This window comes from Sinorhizobium sp. (assembly GCF_059070375.1).
The window spans coordinates 390,545-407,251 of sequence record NZ_JCACWC010000002.1; the positions used below are offsets into that span (position 1 = coordinate 390,545).

A 16,707-nucleotide genomic window follows, 5' to 3' on the forward strand; every position below is an offset into this window, starting at 1 on the left:
CTTCCGGTGGCCTGCTGGACAGCCCGTTTAACCTAGGCTACTGTTTTTGAGTGGCAAAAAGTTACGGTGCCTCCGGCGGGGCTAGCTTTGCACGCGGGGTCAGACGCGCGGCGCTGCAGGAAGTGGCTGCATGATTTTATTTTGGGGGCGGCCTCGAGTTGGAATTGTGCAGGAGGGGTATTGAGGGAAGCGTGCTGCGATGACGTCAGGAGCGGACCTGCTGCGAGTTGAGGGTCTGCGGATCACATTCTCGGTGCTGGGCGGCGAGGTTGAAGCCGTTCGGGGAGCGAATTTCAGAATTCTGCCCGGAAGGGTGACGGCGCTCGTCGGCGAGTCCGGGTCCGGCAAGTCGGCCATCAGCCAGGCGATCATGGGCATCCTGCCGAGCGTGGCAAGCGTCGGCGGCCGGGTGTTGTTCAACGATCCCGAAGCCGAGGCAAAGGGCGTCGACCTGCTTTCGCTGGATACGGACGGGCGCGATATCCAGGAGATCCGCGGCGCACGCATCAGCAAGATCTTCCAGGAGCCGATGACCTCGCTGTCGCCGCTTCACACGATCGGCAACCAGATTTCGGAAGTGCTGAAGATCCATACGGATACCGACAAGGCAGGGCGCCGCGAGAGGACGGAGGAACTGCTCGGCTATGTCGGCTTTTCCGATCCGAAGCGGGCATACGACATGTATCCCTTCGAACTTTCCGGCGGCATGCGGCAGCGCGCAATGATCGCGATGGCGCTGATCTGCCGACCGGCGCTGCTCATCGCGGACGAACCGACGACGGCCCTCGACGTGACGGTTCAGGCGCAAATATTGCAGCTCTTGCGCGAGCTTCAAAGCAAGCTCAACATGGCCATGCTTCTGATCACGCACGATCTCGGGGTCGTTGCCAACATGGCCGACGAGGTGGTCGTTATCTACCATGGCGAGATCGTCGAGGCAGGACCTGTGGATGCGATCTTCCGCAATCCCCGGCATCCCTATCTCAAGGGTTTGATGGCCGCCGTGCCGCACTTCGACATGAAACCGGGCGAGCGGCTGAAGGCGTTGCGCGAGGTGCCGGTCAAGGCCGGCGCGATCGTCGGCGACCGCGAAGTCAAGAAAGCCGCGGGTCCCAATGTCCTCGTGTCCGTCCGCAACCTTTCGAAGACGTTTTCCACGCGCAGCTCCGGCTGGTTCGGCAGCGGCACCGCATATCGGCATCGCGCTGTCGACAATGTCAGCTTCGACATCCGCCGCGGTGAATGCCTCGGGCTCGTCGGCGAAAGCGGCTGCGGCAAGACGACCGTCAGCAAGATCCTCATGCGGGCCGTGACGCCTGACAAGGGCACGATTACCTTCGACGACGGGGAGGGCGCGCTCGACGTCCTGAAGCTCGACGGCGGGGAACTCAAGGCTTTGCGGGCGAAGATCCAGATGGTCTTCCAGGATCCCGTCTCGTCGCTTTCGCCGCGCATGACCGTGAAGAACATCCTCAGCGAGCCGCTGGAGATTCACGGCCGAGGGACGCCGAAATCGCGTGAGGAACACGTTCGCTCCCTTTTGCAGGCGGTCGGGCTCGACCAGCGCTTCATCAATCGCTATCCCCACAGCTTCTCCGGCGGCCAAAGGCAGCGCATCGGGATCGCCCGGGCGCTCGCGCTCGTGCCGCAGCTTCTGATCTGCGATGAACCCGTTTCTGCGCTCGATGTTTCGGTGCAAGCACAGATCCTCAATCTTCTCAAGGACTTGCAGAAAGAGCTCGGCCTGACGATGCTGTTCATCTCGCACAACCTCGCGGTCGTCGACTACATGGCCGACCGGATCGCGGTCATGTGCGCGGGCCGGATCGTGGAGCTGGCGCCGCGCGAGGTGCTGATGCGCAATCCGGTCCACCCCTACACGAAGTCGCTCCTCGCCGCCGTTCCCTATCCCGACCTCGACCGTAAGCTCGACTTCGATTCCCTTGCGGCGAGCGGCGGATCGGACCAGGAGCGCTGGGGCGCGCAATTTTCCGACGGCGGCGAGAACGGTGCTCTTATTCCCGCCGACCTCGGTGGCGGGCACTATGTCCTCGCCCGCGAATCGGTGGATGCCAGGGAGTTACGCCGATGATCACCCGAAGAACCGCGCTTGGCATTCTCGCTTCGGCTGCGTTTCCAAAAGCAATGCTCGCGGCCGCAGGCGGAACCGACGCGCTCGCCGCCCTCGTTCAGGAAGGCAAGCTTCCGCCGGTCGGCGAACGATTGCCGAAGACGCCGAGGGTGATCGATGTCGCGGCGATGGGACGAAAGGCCGGCCGCCACGGCGGCACGATCCGCAGCCTGATCGGCAGTGCGAAGGACATTCGCCTGATGACGATCTACGGCTATACCCGCCTGGTCGGCTACGACGAGAAGCTCAATCTCCAGCCCGATATTCTCGAAAGCTACGAGACGGTCGAGGATCGTATCTTCACCTTTCATCTGCGCGAGGGCCACAAGTGGTCGGACGGCACGCCTTTGACGGCCGAGGACTTCCGCTATTGCTTCGAAGACGTGCTCCTCAACGAGAATCTGACCCCGGCCGGCCTGCCGCCGGCGATGGTCATGGACGGGCAGGCGCCTAAGTTCGAAATCGTCGACGAGCGAACGGTCCGCTATTCCTGGCCGATGCCGAACCCGGTTTTCCTGCAGGAACTCGCTGCACCACAGCCGCTGGTCGTCGTCATGCCCTCGGCCTATCTCAAGCAGTTCCACACGAAATATCAGGACGAGGACAAGCTGAAGACGTTCCTGAAGGAACAGCGGGTCAAGAAGTGGAGCCAGCTGCACATGCGGATGGCGCGCTCTTACCGGCCCGAAAATCCGGATTTGCCGACCCTCGACCCGTGGCGCAACACCACGCCCCTGCCGGCCGAACAGTTCATGTTCGAACGCAATCCCTATTACCATCGGGTGGACGAAAACGGCTTGCAATTGCCTTATATCGACCGGTTCGTGCTCAGCGTCAGTTCGTCCTCGCTCATTCCGGCGAAGGCCGGCACGGGCGAAAGCGACCTGCAGGCCTATGGGGTCGATTTCGTTGACTATACCTATCTCAAAGATGCGGAGAAGCGGCACCCGGTCGTGGTAAAGCTCTGGAAGAAGACGTCGGGGTCACGCCTGGCGCTGCTGCCGAACCTCAACTCTGCCGACCCGGTGTGGCGGCCGCTGCTCAGGGACGTGCGCGTCCGTCGTGCGCTGTCGCTTGCAATCGACCGTCGCGAAATCAACATGGCCGCATTTTATGGGCTGACGAAGGAAAGCGCCGACACCGTGCTGCCTGAAAGTCCTCTCTTCCGGCCCGAATTCGCGAATGCCTGGATCGCCCATGATCCGGAACAGGCGAACGCGCTGCTCGACGCGGCCGGACTGGCCAAGCGCGGCGGCGACGGAATCCGTATTCTTCCCGACGGCCGAAAGGCGCAGATCGTCGTAGAGACGGCCGGCGAAAGCACGCTCGATACCGATGTGCTGCAGCTCATAACCGATTACTGGCGCGAGGTCGGCATTTCGCTGTTCATTCGCACCTCGCAGCGCGATACCTTCCGCAGCCGCGCGGTCGGCGGCGAGATCATCATGTCGATGTGGTTCGGTCTCGACAACGGCGTGCCGACTGCGGACATGAGCCCCAGCCAGCTTGCACCGACCACGGACGACCAGCTGCAGTGGCCCGTCTGGGGTTTGAACTATATGTCGCATGGCGAAATGGGCGAGGCACCCGACCTTCCCGCGGTCGTCGAGCTCCTCGACCTGCTCAAGCGCTGGAGGCATTCCGCGGACGATGCCGAGCGGGCTGACATCTGGAGACAGATGTTGTCCATCTATACGGATCAGGTCTTCTCGATCGGGCTGGTCAACAGCTCGCTGCAGCCGATCCTCGTCACGAAGAAGCTGCGCAATTTCCCCGATGAAGGGTTGTACGGTTTCGACCCGACGAGCTACCTCGGCGCCTACAAGCCCGACACCTTCTGGCTGGAACAGGACGACTGAGATGCTGCGGTACATTCTCTGGCGCATCGCAGTCATGGTCCCGACGCTCCTCATCATCTCCGCGCTCGTCTTCGCCATCATCGAACTGCCCCCGGGCGACTATTTCGAAAGCTACATTGCCGAGATCAGGGCGCAGGGCGAGGGCGTCAACATGGAACAGATCGAGGCGCTGCGTAAGCAGTACGGCTTCGACCAGCCGCCGATCCTGCGCTATGTCCACTGGGTCGCGGGGATGCTCCAGGGCGATTTCGGTTATTCCTTCGAGTATGAATTGCCGGTGAGCGAGGTCGTCGGCGAGCGCCTGTGGCTCACGGTCCTGGTCTCCTTCGTCACCATCATCTTCACCTGGGTCATCGCGTTTCCGATCGGCCTCTATGCTGCCACGCACCAGTACAGCTGGGGCGACTACGGCCTGTCGCTGATCGGACTCATCGGCATCGCAATCCCGAATTTCATGCTGGCCCTGGTCCTCATGTATTTCGCCAATATCTGGTTCGGAACTTCGATCGGCCATTTGATGGACCAGAAGTATCTTTCCGAGCCGATGAGTTGGGAAAAGGCGAAGTCGATACTGGAGCATATCTGGATCCCGGTCATCATCGTCGGCGCGGCCGGTACCGCCGGCATGATCCGGCGCCTCAGGGCCAATCTGCTCGACGAACTCCAGAAGCAATATGTCGTGACCGCCCGCGCCAAGGGGCTTTCGCCCACGCGAACCCTGCTCAAATATCCGCTGCGCATGGCGCTCAATTTCTTCATTTCGGATATTGGGTCGATCCTGCCGGCGATCATTTCGGGTGCGGAAATCACGGCAATCGTGCTGTCCCTCGAAACCACCGGACCGATGCTGATCAAGGCGCTGCAGAGCCAGGACATGTATCTCGCCGGGTCGTTCCTGATGTTCCTCGCGTTCCTCACCGTGATCGGAGTGCTGGTTTCCGATCTGGCGCTCGCCGTCCTCGATCCTCGAATTCGTCTGCAAGGCAGGAGCACAAAGTGACGTCACCGATCCCGGCGCCCGGCGAGCCCCTTCCGCACTACGTTTCGACCGCGCCCTTCGACCCCTATTCCGTGGAGGTCATGACCGAGGAGCAGGTGCGGGTGAACCAGGCATCGCAGCTGCGTCTGATGTGGTGGAAGTTCAAGCGCCACAAGGTCGCGCTCGTCTCGGGCATCTTCCTCGCGATGCTCTACGGGATGATCCTGATCTGCGAGTTTCTCGCGCCCTACAACCTGCATACACGCAATGTCGATTTCATCTACGCGCCGCCGCAGAGCGTTCGCTTTTTCCACGAGGGTGAATTCGTCGGCCCCTTCGTCTACGGCCGGACGATGAAGCTGGACATGGACACGCTGAAGCGCAACTACACGGACGATACGACGGCCGTCGAGCGGATCCGGTTCTTCTGCCGCGGGGACGACTACCGTTTCTGGGGTTTGTTCGAAAGCAATCTGCATCTGGTTTGCCCGGCGGAGGGAGGGCAGCTTTTCCTCCTGGGCACGGACCGTCTCGGCCGCGACGTGCTGTCGCGGATCATCTACGGAGCGCGGATATCGCTGACGATCGGACTTCTCGGCATCACCGTCAGCTTCGTTCTCGGCATCGTCATCGGCGGGCTTGCCGGATATCATGGCGGGATCTTCGACCTTGTGGTTCAGAGACTGATCGAAGTCCTGCAGTCGATCCCGAGCATTCCGCTGTGGCTTTCCCTGGCGGCGATCATGCCGGCGACATGGAGCCCGCTTCTCATCTATCTGGGTATAACCGTCATCCTGGGCCTTCTCGACTGGACCGGCCTTGCGCGCGCCGTGCGCTCGAAGCTGCTGGCGCTCAGGGAGGAAGACTATGTCCTTGCCGCGCAGTTGATGGGCGCCAAAAGCGGACGCATCATAGGGCGCCACCTCGTTCCGGGCTTCATGTCCCATCTCATCGCCACGGCAACGATCTCCATACCCGGCATGATCCTTGGAGAAACGGCGCTGAGCTTCCTCGGCCTGGGCCTGCGTCCTCCGATAACCAGCTGGGGCATCCTGCTCACCGAGGCAAAGAGCGTCAGCGTCATTGCCTTCTATCCGTGGCTGCTTTTCCCCACGATCCCGGTCATTCTTGTGATATTGGCGTTCAACTTCCTGGGAGACGGGTTGCGCGACGCCGCCGATCCCTACAAATAAGCCCCGGTATCGCTGTTGGCTGCAAGCGATCGCTGCAATAGACTTCGACGTTTCTATCTTTGAGCGAAAGGTTTTTCGTATGACACGGCGCTTCGAGGATGCCCGCATCCTCATGTACAGCCACGATACCTTCGGGCTCGGCCATCTCAGACGTTGTCGCGCCATCGCCCATGCCCTGGTGGAAGATTACAGCGGACTGCAGATCCTGATCATCTCCGGTGCGACCATCGCCGGCGCCTTCGATTATCGCGCCCGCGTCGACTTCGTGAAGATTCCGAGCGTCATAAAGCTCCGAAACGGCGAATATACTTCGCTGGACCGCCACATCGAACTGCACGAAACGTTGAAAATGCGGCAGTCGATCATCCGTTCGACGGCGGAAAACTTCCGGCCGGATATTTTCGTCGTCGACAAGGAGCCGATGGGCCTGCGCGGCGAGGTGGAGGATACGCTCGCCTACCTGAAGACGCACGGCACCAGGCTGGTGCTTGGCCTAAGGGAAGTGATGGACTCGCCGCACCTCCTGGAAGAGGAATGGAAGCGGCGCGACACGATGCGCAAGATCGAGCAGTTCTATGATTCGATTTGGGTCTACGGACCGCCGGATTTCTACGATCCGCTGGTCGGGCTCGACGTGCCCCTTGCCGTGCGCGATCGCATGAACTTCGTCGGCTTTCTGCAAAGAAGCGTTTCCCACGATGCGCTGCACGGCCATAAGCCGGAAGGCGACTACATACTGGTCACCACCGGCGGCGGCGGCGACGGAGCGGACCTCATCCATGACGTGATCCACGCCTATCAGGAGGATCCCGAACTCACGCATAACGCGCTCGTCGTCCTCGGCCCCTACATGCCCGCAAAGCAGCGCAACAAGCTGATCAAGAAGGGAAGCAAGATCCCATTCATCAAGATAATCGAGTTCGACAATCGCATGGAGGAACTGGTAGCCGGCGCCAGGGGTGTGGTGTCGATGGGCGGCTACAACACCTATTGCGAGATACTCTCTTTCGACAAGCCTGCTCTGATCGTGCCGCGTCTTCAGCCACGCGAAGAACAATTGATCCGCGCCCAGCGTGCCTCTGCACTCGGGCTCGTCGACATGCTGCTTCCGCAGGAAGCGGAGGAGCCGTTGCGCCTTGCTGCGGCCCTGAAGGCGCTGCCGCAGCGCGCACCGCCGTCGCTCCGCGCCAATGGCCTGAGGCTGGAAGGCCTCGTCCACATATCCGACATCGTCGGCGAATGGCTCGATCATAGATCGAAGGAGCATTTGGCCGTCGTGAAAAGATCGAACTGAAGACACGTGTTACCGAAACCGAAGATCGCCGTCGTGCTGAAGGGTTATCCACGCCTTTCGGAAACGTTCATTGCGCAGGAACTGCTGGGCCTCGAAAGAGCAGGGCATGAGCTCGTCCTGGTCGCCCTGCGCCGTCCGACCGACAGGAAGCGCCATCCCGTCCATGACGAAATACGCGCGGCCGTCCATTACCTGCCTGAATATCTGCATGAGGAGCCGTGGCGCGTTCTCCGCGCGCTGGTGAAGACCGTCCGGAAGCCCGGCTTCCGGCGGGTGCTCGGGCCGTTCCTCCGGGACCTCGCGCGAGACGTTTCACGCAACCGCTTCCGCCGTCTCGGCCAGGCGCTGGTACTCGTCACCGAATGGCCGGAAGACGCCGCGTGGCTGCATGCCCATTTCATTCACACGCCGGCCTCGGTAACGGACTATGCCAGCATCATCACCGGCATACCCTGGACTTGCTCCGCCCATGCAAAGGACATCTGGACCTCTGAGGATTGGGAGCTTTCGGGCAAGCTCGACCGGGCCCGCTGGACGGTGACCTGCACCCGAAGCGGCTATGAGCATCTGCGGGACCTGTCGAAGGACCAAACCCGGGTCCATCTGAGCTATCACGGCCTCGACCTCGATCGTTTCCCGGCCTTCGAAGGTGAGCATACAAGGCGCGACGGCTCGGATCCCGACGATCCGGTGCGCATCGTCAGCGTCGGGCGCGCCGTTCCCAAGAAGGGATATGACGTCCTCCTGAAGGCGCTGGCGTTGTTGCCTGCGGATGCCAACTGGCGCTTCGAGCATATCGGTGCGGGAGAGCTCACCGGCGGGCTCCAGGCGCTTGCTGCAAAGCTTGGCATCGAGGACCGCATCCGCTGGCGCGGGGCGCTCGATCAGAAGGACGTTTTGGACCGCTACCGCGAGGCCGACATCTTCGCACTGGCCTGTCGGGTGACGGCCAATGGCGACCGCGACGGGCTGCCGAATGTGCTGGTGGAGGCGTCGAGCCAGCGGCTTGCCTGTATCTCGACCGCAGTCTCCGGCATTCCCGAACTTCTCGAAGATGGCAAAAACGGGCTGGTAGTGCCGCCGGAAAGCCCGGAGCCTCTTGCCGCGGCACTGGAGCGGCTGATCCGCGACCCGGAGCTTCGCCGGCGACTTGGCGCCGCCGGCGAACGGCGCGTGCGCAACGAGTTCGACCATCACTCCAGCGTCGGTCAGTTGGTCGGGCTCTTCGAAAGCGAATGGAGAAGAAGCTCTTGAGCGGACCTCGCGTCTTTTTCTATGTGCAGCATCTACTCGGTATCGGGCATATGGCGCGCGCGAGCCGCATTGCCGGAGCGCTGGTCGAGCGGGAGTTCGAGGTCACAATGGTGACCGGCGGCACGCCGGTGCCGGGCTTTCCGGGGGAAGGCGTGCAGACCGTCGCACTGCCGGCGGTGACTGCCGGCGACAAAGGGTTTTCCGGGCTTGTCGACGGCGACGGAAACCCGGTCACGGCCGCTTTTCAGGAGCACCGACGGGATCTGCTCATAGAGGCGTTCCGACGCGCGGAACCGGACGTCGTCATCATCGAGGCGTTCCCCTTCGGGCGTCGGCAGATGCGGTTCGAACTGCTGCCGCTGCTCGCTGAAATTGCGGCGAGCGGCAGGCCGCCGCTCGTGGCGACGTCGCTGCGCGACATTCTGCAAGAGAGGGTCAAGCCTGGAAGGGCCGAAGAGACCGTCGAACTCGTCAAGAACCATTTCGATCTCGTGCTCGTTCACGGCGATCCCGGATTCGCCCGTATCGAGGAAACATTTCCCCTTGCCGACGAAATCCGCGACAAGGTCGTCTATACGGGCCTCGTCGCCCCGCCGCCGCCGAATGAAGCGGCCGAGAAATTCGACATTGTGGTTTCGGCGGGCGGAGGCGCTGTCGGCAGGGAGCTGATCGGCGCGGCGCTCGAGGCCGCGAAGCTTCTGCCGAATGCGCTTCGCTGGTGCCTGATAACAGGCCCGAACCTGCCGCAGGCGGATTTCGACACATTCGCGGCCGCGGCTCCGGAGGGCGTCAGCCTCTTTCGTTTCCGGCGGGATTTCGGTGGCTTGCTCGGCGGTGCCCGCCTTTCCGTCTCGCAGGCCGGCTACAACACCGTGTGCGACATTCTGCGTGCCGGATGCGCATGCCTCCTCATCCCCTTTACCGCGGGTGGCGAGACCGAACAGAGCACGCGGGCGGCACGGCTCGAACAGCTCGATCTCGCCGGGGTGCTGCCGGAGGAGGGGATCACGCCCGAGCTTCTGGCCGCTAAGGTGAGGACGATGCTTGCACGACCGAGGCCGGCCATCCCGCCGCTCGACCTCGACGGAGCCGCCGGAACGGCGAGGATCATCGGTGAGCGGCTTTTGTCGAGGCAGCCCTTTAGGTCACATTGATTTACGCCGGATCCCCCTCCAGGAGTTAGACCGAGCCGATCAGCACGAAGTGGTTGAAGGCGTTGGCAATGTTCGCGTGCGGATGCTTCGCAATGACCCTGGCTATGCCACCGACGAGCCGGCTGCCGGAATACGCGGCCAACCCCCGGGCAAGGTCATAGGTGCTTTCGCGACAATCTTCGGGAAGGCGGGAAGAGTGGCTGGCATGCGTCATGCGGCTGTTGTAAGCTCACGGCCAGTTGAGCGCAAGGCGCCGGAGTGGGCCGCAGGAGTGGAGGCAAGACGCCTGCGCAGATGAGCGGTACTGCATATCTATCGAGGCTTGACATAGCGCATCGCTCTGCTCTCATGCCGGGTAGTCACGATTTCGTGGAGGCAGCGCAGGCCCATTGACGATCAGGCGGACCGGCACCAATTGCGGCGCTGTAGTCCGCCGGCAGAACAGCCGAGCGATCCCGAATTTCAGATAGGTCTCTTTACCGGCACATGGAACCACGTCTTTCCCGCTACATCTGGACTCACACCCGCAAGCAGCAGCTCTGGATATTGCTGGTCGTGGCGCTGTCGATGGTTCCCTATTTCCTGTCCTTCGATCTGCCGAAGCAGATCGTCAACGGACCGATCCAGGGTGCAGGTTTCGACGGCCCCGAGGCGACCCAACCGTTCCTGCCGATTTCGTTCGACCTGCCGTTCTTCGGTGAGGTCAACCTCTTCTCGGGTTTCGATCTCGGGAGGGAAGGCATGCTGCTGGCCTTGAGCCTGGTATTCCTGCTGCTCGTGATCATCAACGGGCTCTTCAAATTCTATATCAACACCTACAAGGGCCGGCTCGGCGAACGGCTTCTGCGGCGAATCCGCTTCGAGCTCGTCGACCGGGTCCTGCGCTTTCCCCCCGGCTATCTCAAGCGCGTCAAGCCGGCCGAAATCTCGACCATGATCAAGGACGAGGTGGAGCCTATGGGCGGCTTCACAGGAGACGCCTTCGTACAGCCCGCCCTTCTCGGCGGTCAGGCTCTGACGGCGCTCATCTTCATCCTCCTCCAGAGCTTCTGGCTGGGCATTATCGCAGCCTCCATTGTCGCCGTTCAGGCCGTCATTATCCCGCGCATGCGCAGGCGACTGCTGGTGCTCGGCCGCGAGCGTCAGTTGACGGCGCGTGAGCTGTCGGGGCGCGTCAGCGAGATCGTGGACGGCATCGGCACGATCCGCGCCCACGATACCTCGAATTTCGAACGGGCCGACATTGCCGCCCGGCTCGGCCGGATATTCAAGATCCGCTACGATCTCTATCAGTGGAAGTTTCTGGTCAAATTCCTGAACAATTTCCTGGCCCAGGTGACGCCGTTCCTGTTCTATTCGATCGGCGGATATTTTGCGCTTCAGGGCCGGCTCGATATCGGCCAGCTTGTCGCGGTCATCGGCGCCTACAAGGACCTACCGGGTCCCTTGAAGGAATTGATCGATTGGGACCAGGCGCGCCAGGATGTGCAGGTCAAATATGCCCAGGTCGTAGAACAGTTCAGCGTCGAACCGCTGATCGACCCCAAGGTGCAGGCGATTTCTCTCGACCCGGCAACGCCGCTCACCGGAGCGCTGGCGGCCGTCAACCTTTCGGTCGCCGACGATGGCGGCTCGAAGGTCGTGGAATATGTATCGCTGCAGGTCCAACCCGGCGAAACGGTCGCGGTTACCGGGGGTACGTCCGGAGGCGGCGAGGCGCTGGCCGAGGCATTCGGCCGGCTGACCTGGCCCGCAACCGGCCGAATCCTCATAGGCGACGTCGATATTCATGAGTTGCCCGAATCGGTGGTGGGCAGGCGAATATCCTACGCCTCCTCCGACGTCTTTGCCTTCCAGGGCAGCCTCGGCGACAATCTGCTCTACGGGCTCAAGCATGCTCCGTTGACGGAGGTCGTCTATGAGGGCGACAGGGAAGCTCAACGCAGGTGGGAGCTTGTGGAGGCGAAGCTCGCCGGCAATCCGCATTACGACCTGAACAGTGACTGGATCGATTACGCGGCCGCGGGCGCGACGGGGCCGGACGACCTCTTCGCGAAGATCAGAGCCGTGCTGGACGTCGTTCTCTTGAGCAACGACGTCCTGGCGCTTGCTGTCCGTTCGACGATCGATCCGACCGAGCACGACGCTTTCGCCGGCGAGATCGTGGCGATGCGCAGCGCGCTTCGGCAAAGGCTCGAGGCCGAGAAGCTCAGCGACCTCGTCGTCTTCTTTGAACCGGGCTCCTACAATGTCGAGGCGACCGTCGGGGAGAACCTGCTCTTCGGCACGGTCACCGACAGCAACCGATGGGAGAAGGCGCTCGAGGACCATCCCTTCTTCAAGACCGTTTTGAAGCGGGCGGGCCTGCACGAGACATTCTACAAGATGGGGCTGGAAATCGCCGAGAACGTCGTGGAACTGTTCCGCGACTTGCCGCCGGACCACCCGTTCTTCCAGCAGCTCACCTTCATGACGGCCGAGGAAATCCCCGCCTACGAGGCGCTTCTTCAGAAGGTGAGGGGAAAGCCGCTCGAGGAGGTGTCCGAGGATGATGCCATCAGGATCATCCGCCTGTGTTTCGGCTATATCGAGCCGCGGCATCGCTTCGGTCTCCTGACGGACGATCTCATGCAGAAGATCGTCGAGGCGCGCCGTGAGTTCAGCGACGGCCTCCCGGCCGATCTCGTCGGCATCATCGAGCATTACCAGCCGGACCGCTACATGGCCTCGGCGACGATCCTGGACAACGTGCTGTTCGGCCGCATCGGGCACAAGCACACGGACGGGTCCGAGCGGATACGCGCAATCGTGCGTGACCTGTTCGAGTCGCTTGGGCTTTACAACAAGGTGCTCGTGTTCGGGCTGGATTTCGACGTCGGCGCCGGCGGCAAGCGATTGACGTCCGGCCAGCGCCAGAAGCTCAATCTCGCGCGTGCCCTGATCCGGGTCTCGGATTTCTACGTCTTCAATCAGCCGCTTCTGGCGCTCGACCAGCGCACGCAGGATCAGATCACCCGGAAGGCCTTCGCTTTCCTGAGGGATGGCGAGCGAAAGCCCGCTATATTGTGGGTTCTTGCCAATCAGGATCTGGCGGAACTCTTCGACCGCGTCGCCCATTTCGAAAACGGACGGTTGGCGCACGACGAACCGGTGGAAAAGCACTCAAGAGACAGCGACTACAAGGAACTGGCATCTTGATGTAATATTGTTGTCAGGAGGCAAGCATATGTTCCCGCCGGCCGGGTTAGAACCTGTTTGCACCAAGCGCGACGCATTCGGAGAAGCGGACTGTTATGCTCCTAAAAGATGAAGTGGAAATGCTGCGCCGGATAACGCTGTTTTCCGGACTTCCGCCTGCCAAGCTCAAGCTTCTGGCTTTCACCTCCGACCGGGTGATGTACAGTGCGGGAGAAGATCTGTTTCATCAGGGGGATATCGGCGACGCTGCCTATGTGATCCTTTCTGGCAATGCGGATGTGCTCGTTTCGACGCCGAGCGGACAGCTGAAAGTCGCCGAAGTGGAGCAGAATTCGATCGTTGGCGAGATCGCCATCCTCTGCAACACGCCGCGTACGGCAACCGTCAAGACGACTACCTCACTCGAAGCATTGCGGATCCGGAAGGATGATTTCCTCAAACTATTGGCTGATTTCCCGGAGATGGCAGTCGAGATCATGCGGGTGCTGGCCGACCGTCTCAGCCAGACGACTTCAGAGTTGACGGAGGCGCGCAGCCGCGCCCAGAGGGCAGAGGCCTGAGTTTCGGCCACCCTTACCTGTCTCCCGCAACTTCCCGGAAAACGGTTCCGCTTTGTGAATTCATGCGCTAGAGAAGCGCGATGCGCGCGATCACCTATCACAAGCGAACCGTCTACTTCCCCGACAAGCCGGAAAAGGCACGCTTCTTCAGCCGCCTTCAGGCGGGCCAATGGGAGCCAGGAACCTTTCGCAATATCGCGCGCTTCGTCGACGAGAAAACGACCTATATCGATATCGGCGGGTGGATCGGCGTGACGCCCTATTGGGCGGCGCAAAGCGCCGACAATGTCATCGTTGTCGAACCCGACCCGGTTTGTTTCGGTATCCTCACAGAGATGAAAGACGGAAACGCCGGCGAGGTCGAACTCGTCAACGCGGCTCTCTCGCAGGACGAATGCCTCGTTCTCAATTCAGTGGGTGGCGGTTTCGGAAGCTCCGAAACGTCTGCGCTGATCGCCGACGACACCGGCATGTCCATCGAGGCAAAAACGATCACCATTCCCGAGCTTCAGGCGATGGCGAGGACCGAACGGCTTTGCTTCAAGATCGATATCGAGGGTTACGAGTACAAGGTGCTCGACCAGTTTCGGGCGATCGACCGGAAGAGGACCGCGAGCGTGCTTCTCGCGGTGCATCCGCAAATACTGGCAGCGTCGCTCTCCGGGCCTGCCGTTCTGCGTCTGGCCAGGACTGCGGTGGCGACCCTCCGTCTGATAAGAAGTCTGCGCGGCTTTCGCCTGGAAAACCGGGCGGCGCTCTGGCGCGCGATACGTAAATCGTTCTCCAAAGGTGAGATCAAGGGCTTTGACCTGCTCTTCGTCGCGCGGTAGGTGCCCGAGCAGCGCTCGATCCACAGCTTCTTGGGAAAAATGATTCGACAGGGTCAATCGGCTGATATATCGCTGGTTAATCGTTTAATCAGCTTGCGGCGGAAAACTGGACCTTGGCACGTCCCGGACCTAAACTGACGAGGATAGCCACGGCTCTCGGCGTCTCCGCGGCGACGGTTTCCAACGCGCTTTCGGGCAAGGGGCGTGTTTCGGCGGAACTCGCCGAAAAGATCCGTGCCACCGCGACGGAGCTCGGTTACGTGCCGAGCCAGGCGGGGCGGGCGCTCAGGACAGGCAGGAGCGGCGTTATCGGGCTGGTGCTGCCCGATATCAGCAATCCGCTTTTTCCCCAGATCGCCCAGGCCATCGAGTTCGCAGCGTCTTCTGCCGGTTACGGCGTGCTGATCGCCGATTCCCGCGGCGACGTCGCGGTCCAGACGAGCGCGATCGAGCGGCTCATCGAACGGGGCGTCGAGGGCATGGTCATTGTGCCGCGCCGCGGGACGCGCATTGCCGATGTCGGTTGCCCGGTTGCAGTGGTGGACACGCCGTCGACGCCAGGCAACACGGTGGCTGCGGATCACTGGGACGGTGGACGCCAGATCGCCGAACATCTCCTGAAGCTCGGCCATCGGCGCCTGCTGATCATCGGAAACAATCCAGCCTCGAACGTACAGAACGACCGCATCGGCGGCCTTCGCTCGGCTTTGGGTGAAGGCGTGCGCGTCGAGACGCTGTGGATCGAGCGGCTGGAGCAGGTAGCCGGCAGGGGTTGCCCGCTGGGGCTGGCCGGGAAGGTAGCGCAGGGCGTGACGGCCTTCGCGGCAGTCTCCGACCTTCACGCATTGCGAGCGCTGACGGAACTGCAGCGCGCCGGTATCCATGTCCCGGAGCAGGCGAGCGTTACCGGCTTCGACGACCTGATCTGGTCGCCGGTCGTGACGCCGGCGCTGACGACGGTCAGAATGGACATGGCGCGCATCGCAGCGATTGCGATCGAGGCGCTGGTGCAGGCGATCGGCACCCGAGAAGCCGAGCCTCGCCCGCTTGGCGCGCCCGTCGCAGCCACCATTTCGAAAGTGCCCATGCAACTCGTCGTCCGCCAGTCCACGGCGACGCCACCCCCCAACGTGCAGCCACCCCCCAACGTGCAGCCACCCATTGTCAGCGAAGGAGAACCGCAGCCATGAAGAACATCCTGCTCGCCTCGAGCGCACTTCTCTTGATCGGCGCCCATGCCGCATCCGCTCAGGAGAAGACACTGACCATCTCCGTCTACGGCTTCGCCCAGGACGCGTTCAAGGAGCTGGTCTATGATCCCTTCGAAGCCAAGTGCGGCTGCAAGCTCGTGGTCGAAACCGGCAACAGCGTCGAGCGCCTCGCCAAGATGGAGGCCAACAAGGCAAATCCGGTCATCGACATGGCAGTCGTTTCCATGGCGGACGCGCTTTCCGCTACGAGGGCCGGCCTGATCGAAAAGATCGATACCTCGAAGCTCAGCAATTTCGACAAGCTCTACGACATCGCCAAGGATCCGAACGGCGACGGCATGAGCGTCGGCTACACTTTCTACGCCACCTCGATCGTCTATCGGTCCGATAAGGTGGAAGTCACGTCCTGGGCCGATCTGCTCGGCGACAAGCTTGCCGGCCATGTGGCCCTCCCGAACGTCACGACCAATCAGGGCCCGCCCACGCTCTACATGATCGGTGAGGCGCTGGGGCAGAATGCGCCTGACCTCAAGGCTGCGATCGCCGCCGTCGGCGAGAAGAAGGACGATATCGTCACTTTCTACGTCAAATCCTCGCAACTCGTGCAGTTGATGCAGCAGGAGGAAATCTGGGCAGCGCCGATCGGCCGTTTCTCCTGGGAGGGCTTCACCAAGATGGATCTGCCGATCAAGTGGGCGACTCCGAAGGAAGGCCAGACCGGCGGCATGAACGTCATGGTCCTGGCCAAGGGGTCGAAGAACCAGGATCTGGCGCTTCAGTTCATGGATTTCTGGCTGTCGACGGAAATCCAGACGGCGCTCGCCGAAAAGCTGGTCGACAGCCCGGCCAACAAGGAGGTGAAAGTCTCGCCCGAGATCGCCGAGAATCTCACCTACGGCGAAGAAACGGTCAAGAACCTGAAACTGATCCCGTCGGCCGTGGCGCTCGACAACCGGGAAGCCTGGCTTTCCGAATGGAACGCCAAGGTCGGCCAGTAAGAGCCGGGCTCCTGCTTCGCGCGACGCCAGAATCTGCCGGTGTCGC

The 16,707-nt window shown here is 61.8% G+C and carries 12 protein-coding genes and 1 pseudogene; 12 read left to right on the forward strand and 1 reads right to left on the reverse strand.

Translation table 11 applies throughout. The annotated features are described in order from the left end of the window. Nucleotides 1–199 precede the first annotated feature (199 nt). The 7 genes from AC5J09_RS06460 (at nt 200) to AC5J09_RS06490 (ending at nt 9,864) form a co-directional block, all read left to right on the forward strand. On the forward strand, nt 200–2,092 hold the full coding sequence (locus tag AC5J09_RS06460; protein WP_100670482.1) for an ABC transporter ATP-binding protein: 1,893 nt from the start codon (nt 200–202) through the stop codon (nt 2,090–2,092). Then, nucleotides 2,089–3,990 carry an ABC transporter substrate-binding protein gene (locus AC5J09_RS06465; protein WP_324763799.1) on the forward strand — a complete coding sequence of 634 codons (1,902 nt, stop codon included), beginning with the start codon at nt 2,089–2,091 and terminating at the stop codon, nt 3,988–3,990. Before AC5J09_RS06460 ends, AC5J09_RS06465 begins: the two co-directional genes overlap by 4 nt. A 1-nt stretch (nt 3,991) precedes the next feature. Further along, nucleotides 3,992–4,990, forward strand: a complete 999-nt coding sequence (locus AC5J09_RS06470; protein WP_003531312.1) for an ABC transporter permease — start codon at nt 3,992–3,994, stop codon at nt 4,988–4,990. Next, nucleotides 4,987–6,162 carry an ABC transporter permease gene (locus AC5J09_RS06475; protein WP_275599018.1) on the forward strand — a complete coding sequence of 392 codons (1,176 nt, stop codon included), beginning with the start codon at nt 4,987–4,989 and terminating at the stop codon, nt 6,160–6,162. The genes AC5J09_RS06470 and AC5J09_RS06475 overlap by 4 nt, the downstream gene beginning before the upstream one ends. Nucleotides 6,163–6,241: 79 nt before the next feature. Beyond that, a complete protein-coding gene (locus AC5J09_RS06480) occupies nt 6,242–7,456 on the forward strand; it encodes a glycosyltransferase family protein (protein ID WP_324763798.1) in 1,215 nt (404 codons plus the stop codon). 6 nt (nt 7,457–7,462) lie between these two features. Continuing rightward, the gene (locus tag AC5J09_RS06485) at nt 7,463–8,710 is read left to right on the forward strand and encodes a glycosyltransferase family 4 protein (protein WP_324763797.1); all 1,248 of its coding nucleotides are present in this window, start codon (nt 7,463–7,465) and stop codon (nt 8,708–8,710) included. Next, nucleotides 8,692–9,864 carry a glycosyltransferase family protein gene (locus tag AC5J09_RS06490; RefSeq protein ID WP_324763796.1) on the forward strand — a complete coding sequence of 391 codons (1,173 nt, stop codon included), beginning with the start codon at nt 8,692–8,694 and terminating at the stop codon, nt 9,862–9,864. The genes AC5J09_RS06485 and AC5J09_RS06490 overlap by 19 nt, the downstream gene beginning before the upstream one ends. A gap of 49 nt (nt 9,865–9,913) precedes the next feature. Here the strand turns inward: AC5J09_RS06490 and AC5J09_RS06495 are convergent. Beyond that, a pseudogene (locus AC5J09_RS06495) lies at nt 9,914–10,078 on the reverse strand (class I SAM-dependent methyltransferase); the annotation flags it as partial. Between the two features lie 272 nt (nt 10,079–10,350). Here AC5J09_RS06495 and AC5J09_RS06500 point away from each other — a divergent pair. The 5 genes from AC5J09_RS06500 (at nt 10,351) to AC5J09_RS06520 (ending at nt 16,661) form a co-directional block, all read left to right on the forward strand. After that, complete coding sequence (locus AC5J09_RS06500) at nt 10,351–13,062, forward strand: ABC transporter ATP-binding protein (protein ID WP_324763795.1); 2,712 nt, start codon at nt 10,351–10,353, stop codon at nt 13,060–13,062. Between the two features lie 95 nt (nt 13,063–13,157). After that, on the forward strand, nt 13,158–13,622 hold the full coding sequence (locus AC5J09_RS06505; protein ID WP_100670470.1) for a cyclic nucleotide-binding domain-containing protein: 465 nt from the start codon (nt 13,158–13,160) through the stop codon (nt 13,620–13,622). A gap of 80 nt (nt 13,623–13,702) precedes the next feature. Beyond that, nucleotides 13,703–14,452: an FkbM family methyltransferase gene (locus AC5J09_RS06510; protein ID WP_324763794.1), complete on the forward strand. Its 750-nt coding sequence runs from the start codon at nt 13,703–13,705 to the stop codon at nt 14,450–14,452. Nucleotides 14,453–14,565: 113 nt separating this feature from the next. Beyond that, complete coding sequence (locus AC5J09_RS06515) at nt 14,566–15,642, forward strand: LacI family DNA-binding transcriptional regulator (RefSeq protein ID WP_494297194.1); 1,077 nt, start codon at nt 14,566–14,568, stop codon at nt 15,640–15,642. Beyond that, complete coding sequence (locus AC5J09_RS06520; protein WP_275599022.1) at nt 15,639–16,661, forward strand: ABC transporter substrate-binding protein; 1,023 nt, start codon at nt 15,639–15,641, stop codon at nt 16,659–16,661. Before AC5J09_RS06515 ends, AC5J09_RS06520 begins: the two co-directional genes overlap by 4 nt. Nucleotides 16,662–16,707: the final 46 nt, after the last annotated feature.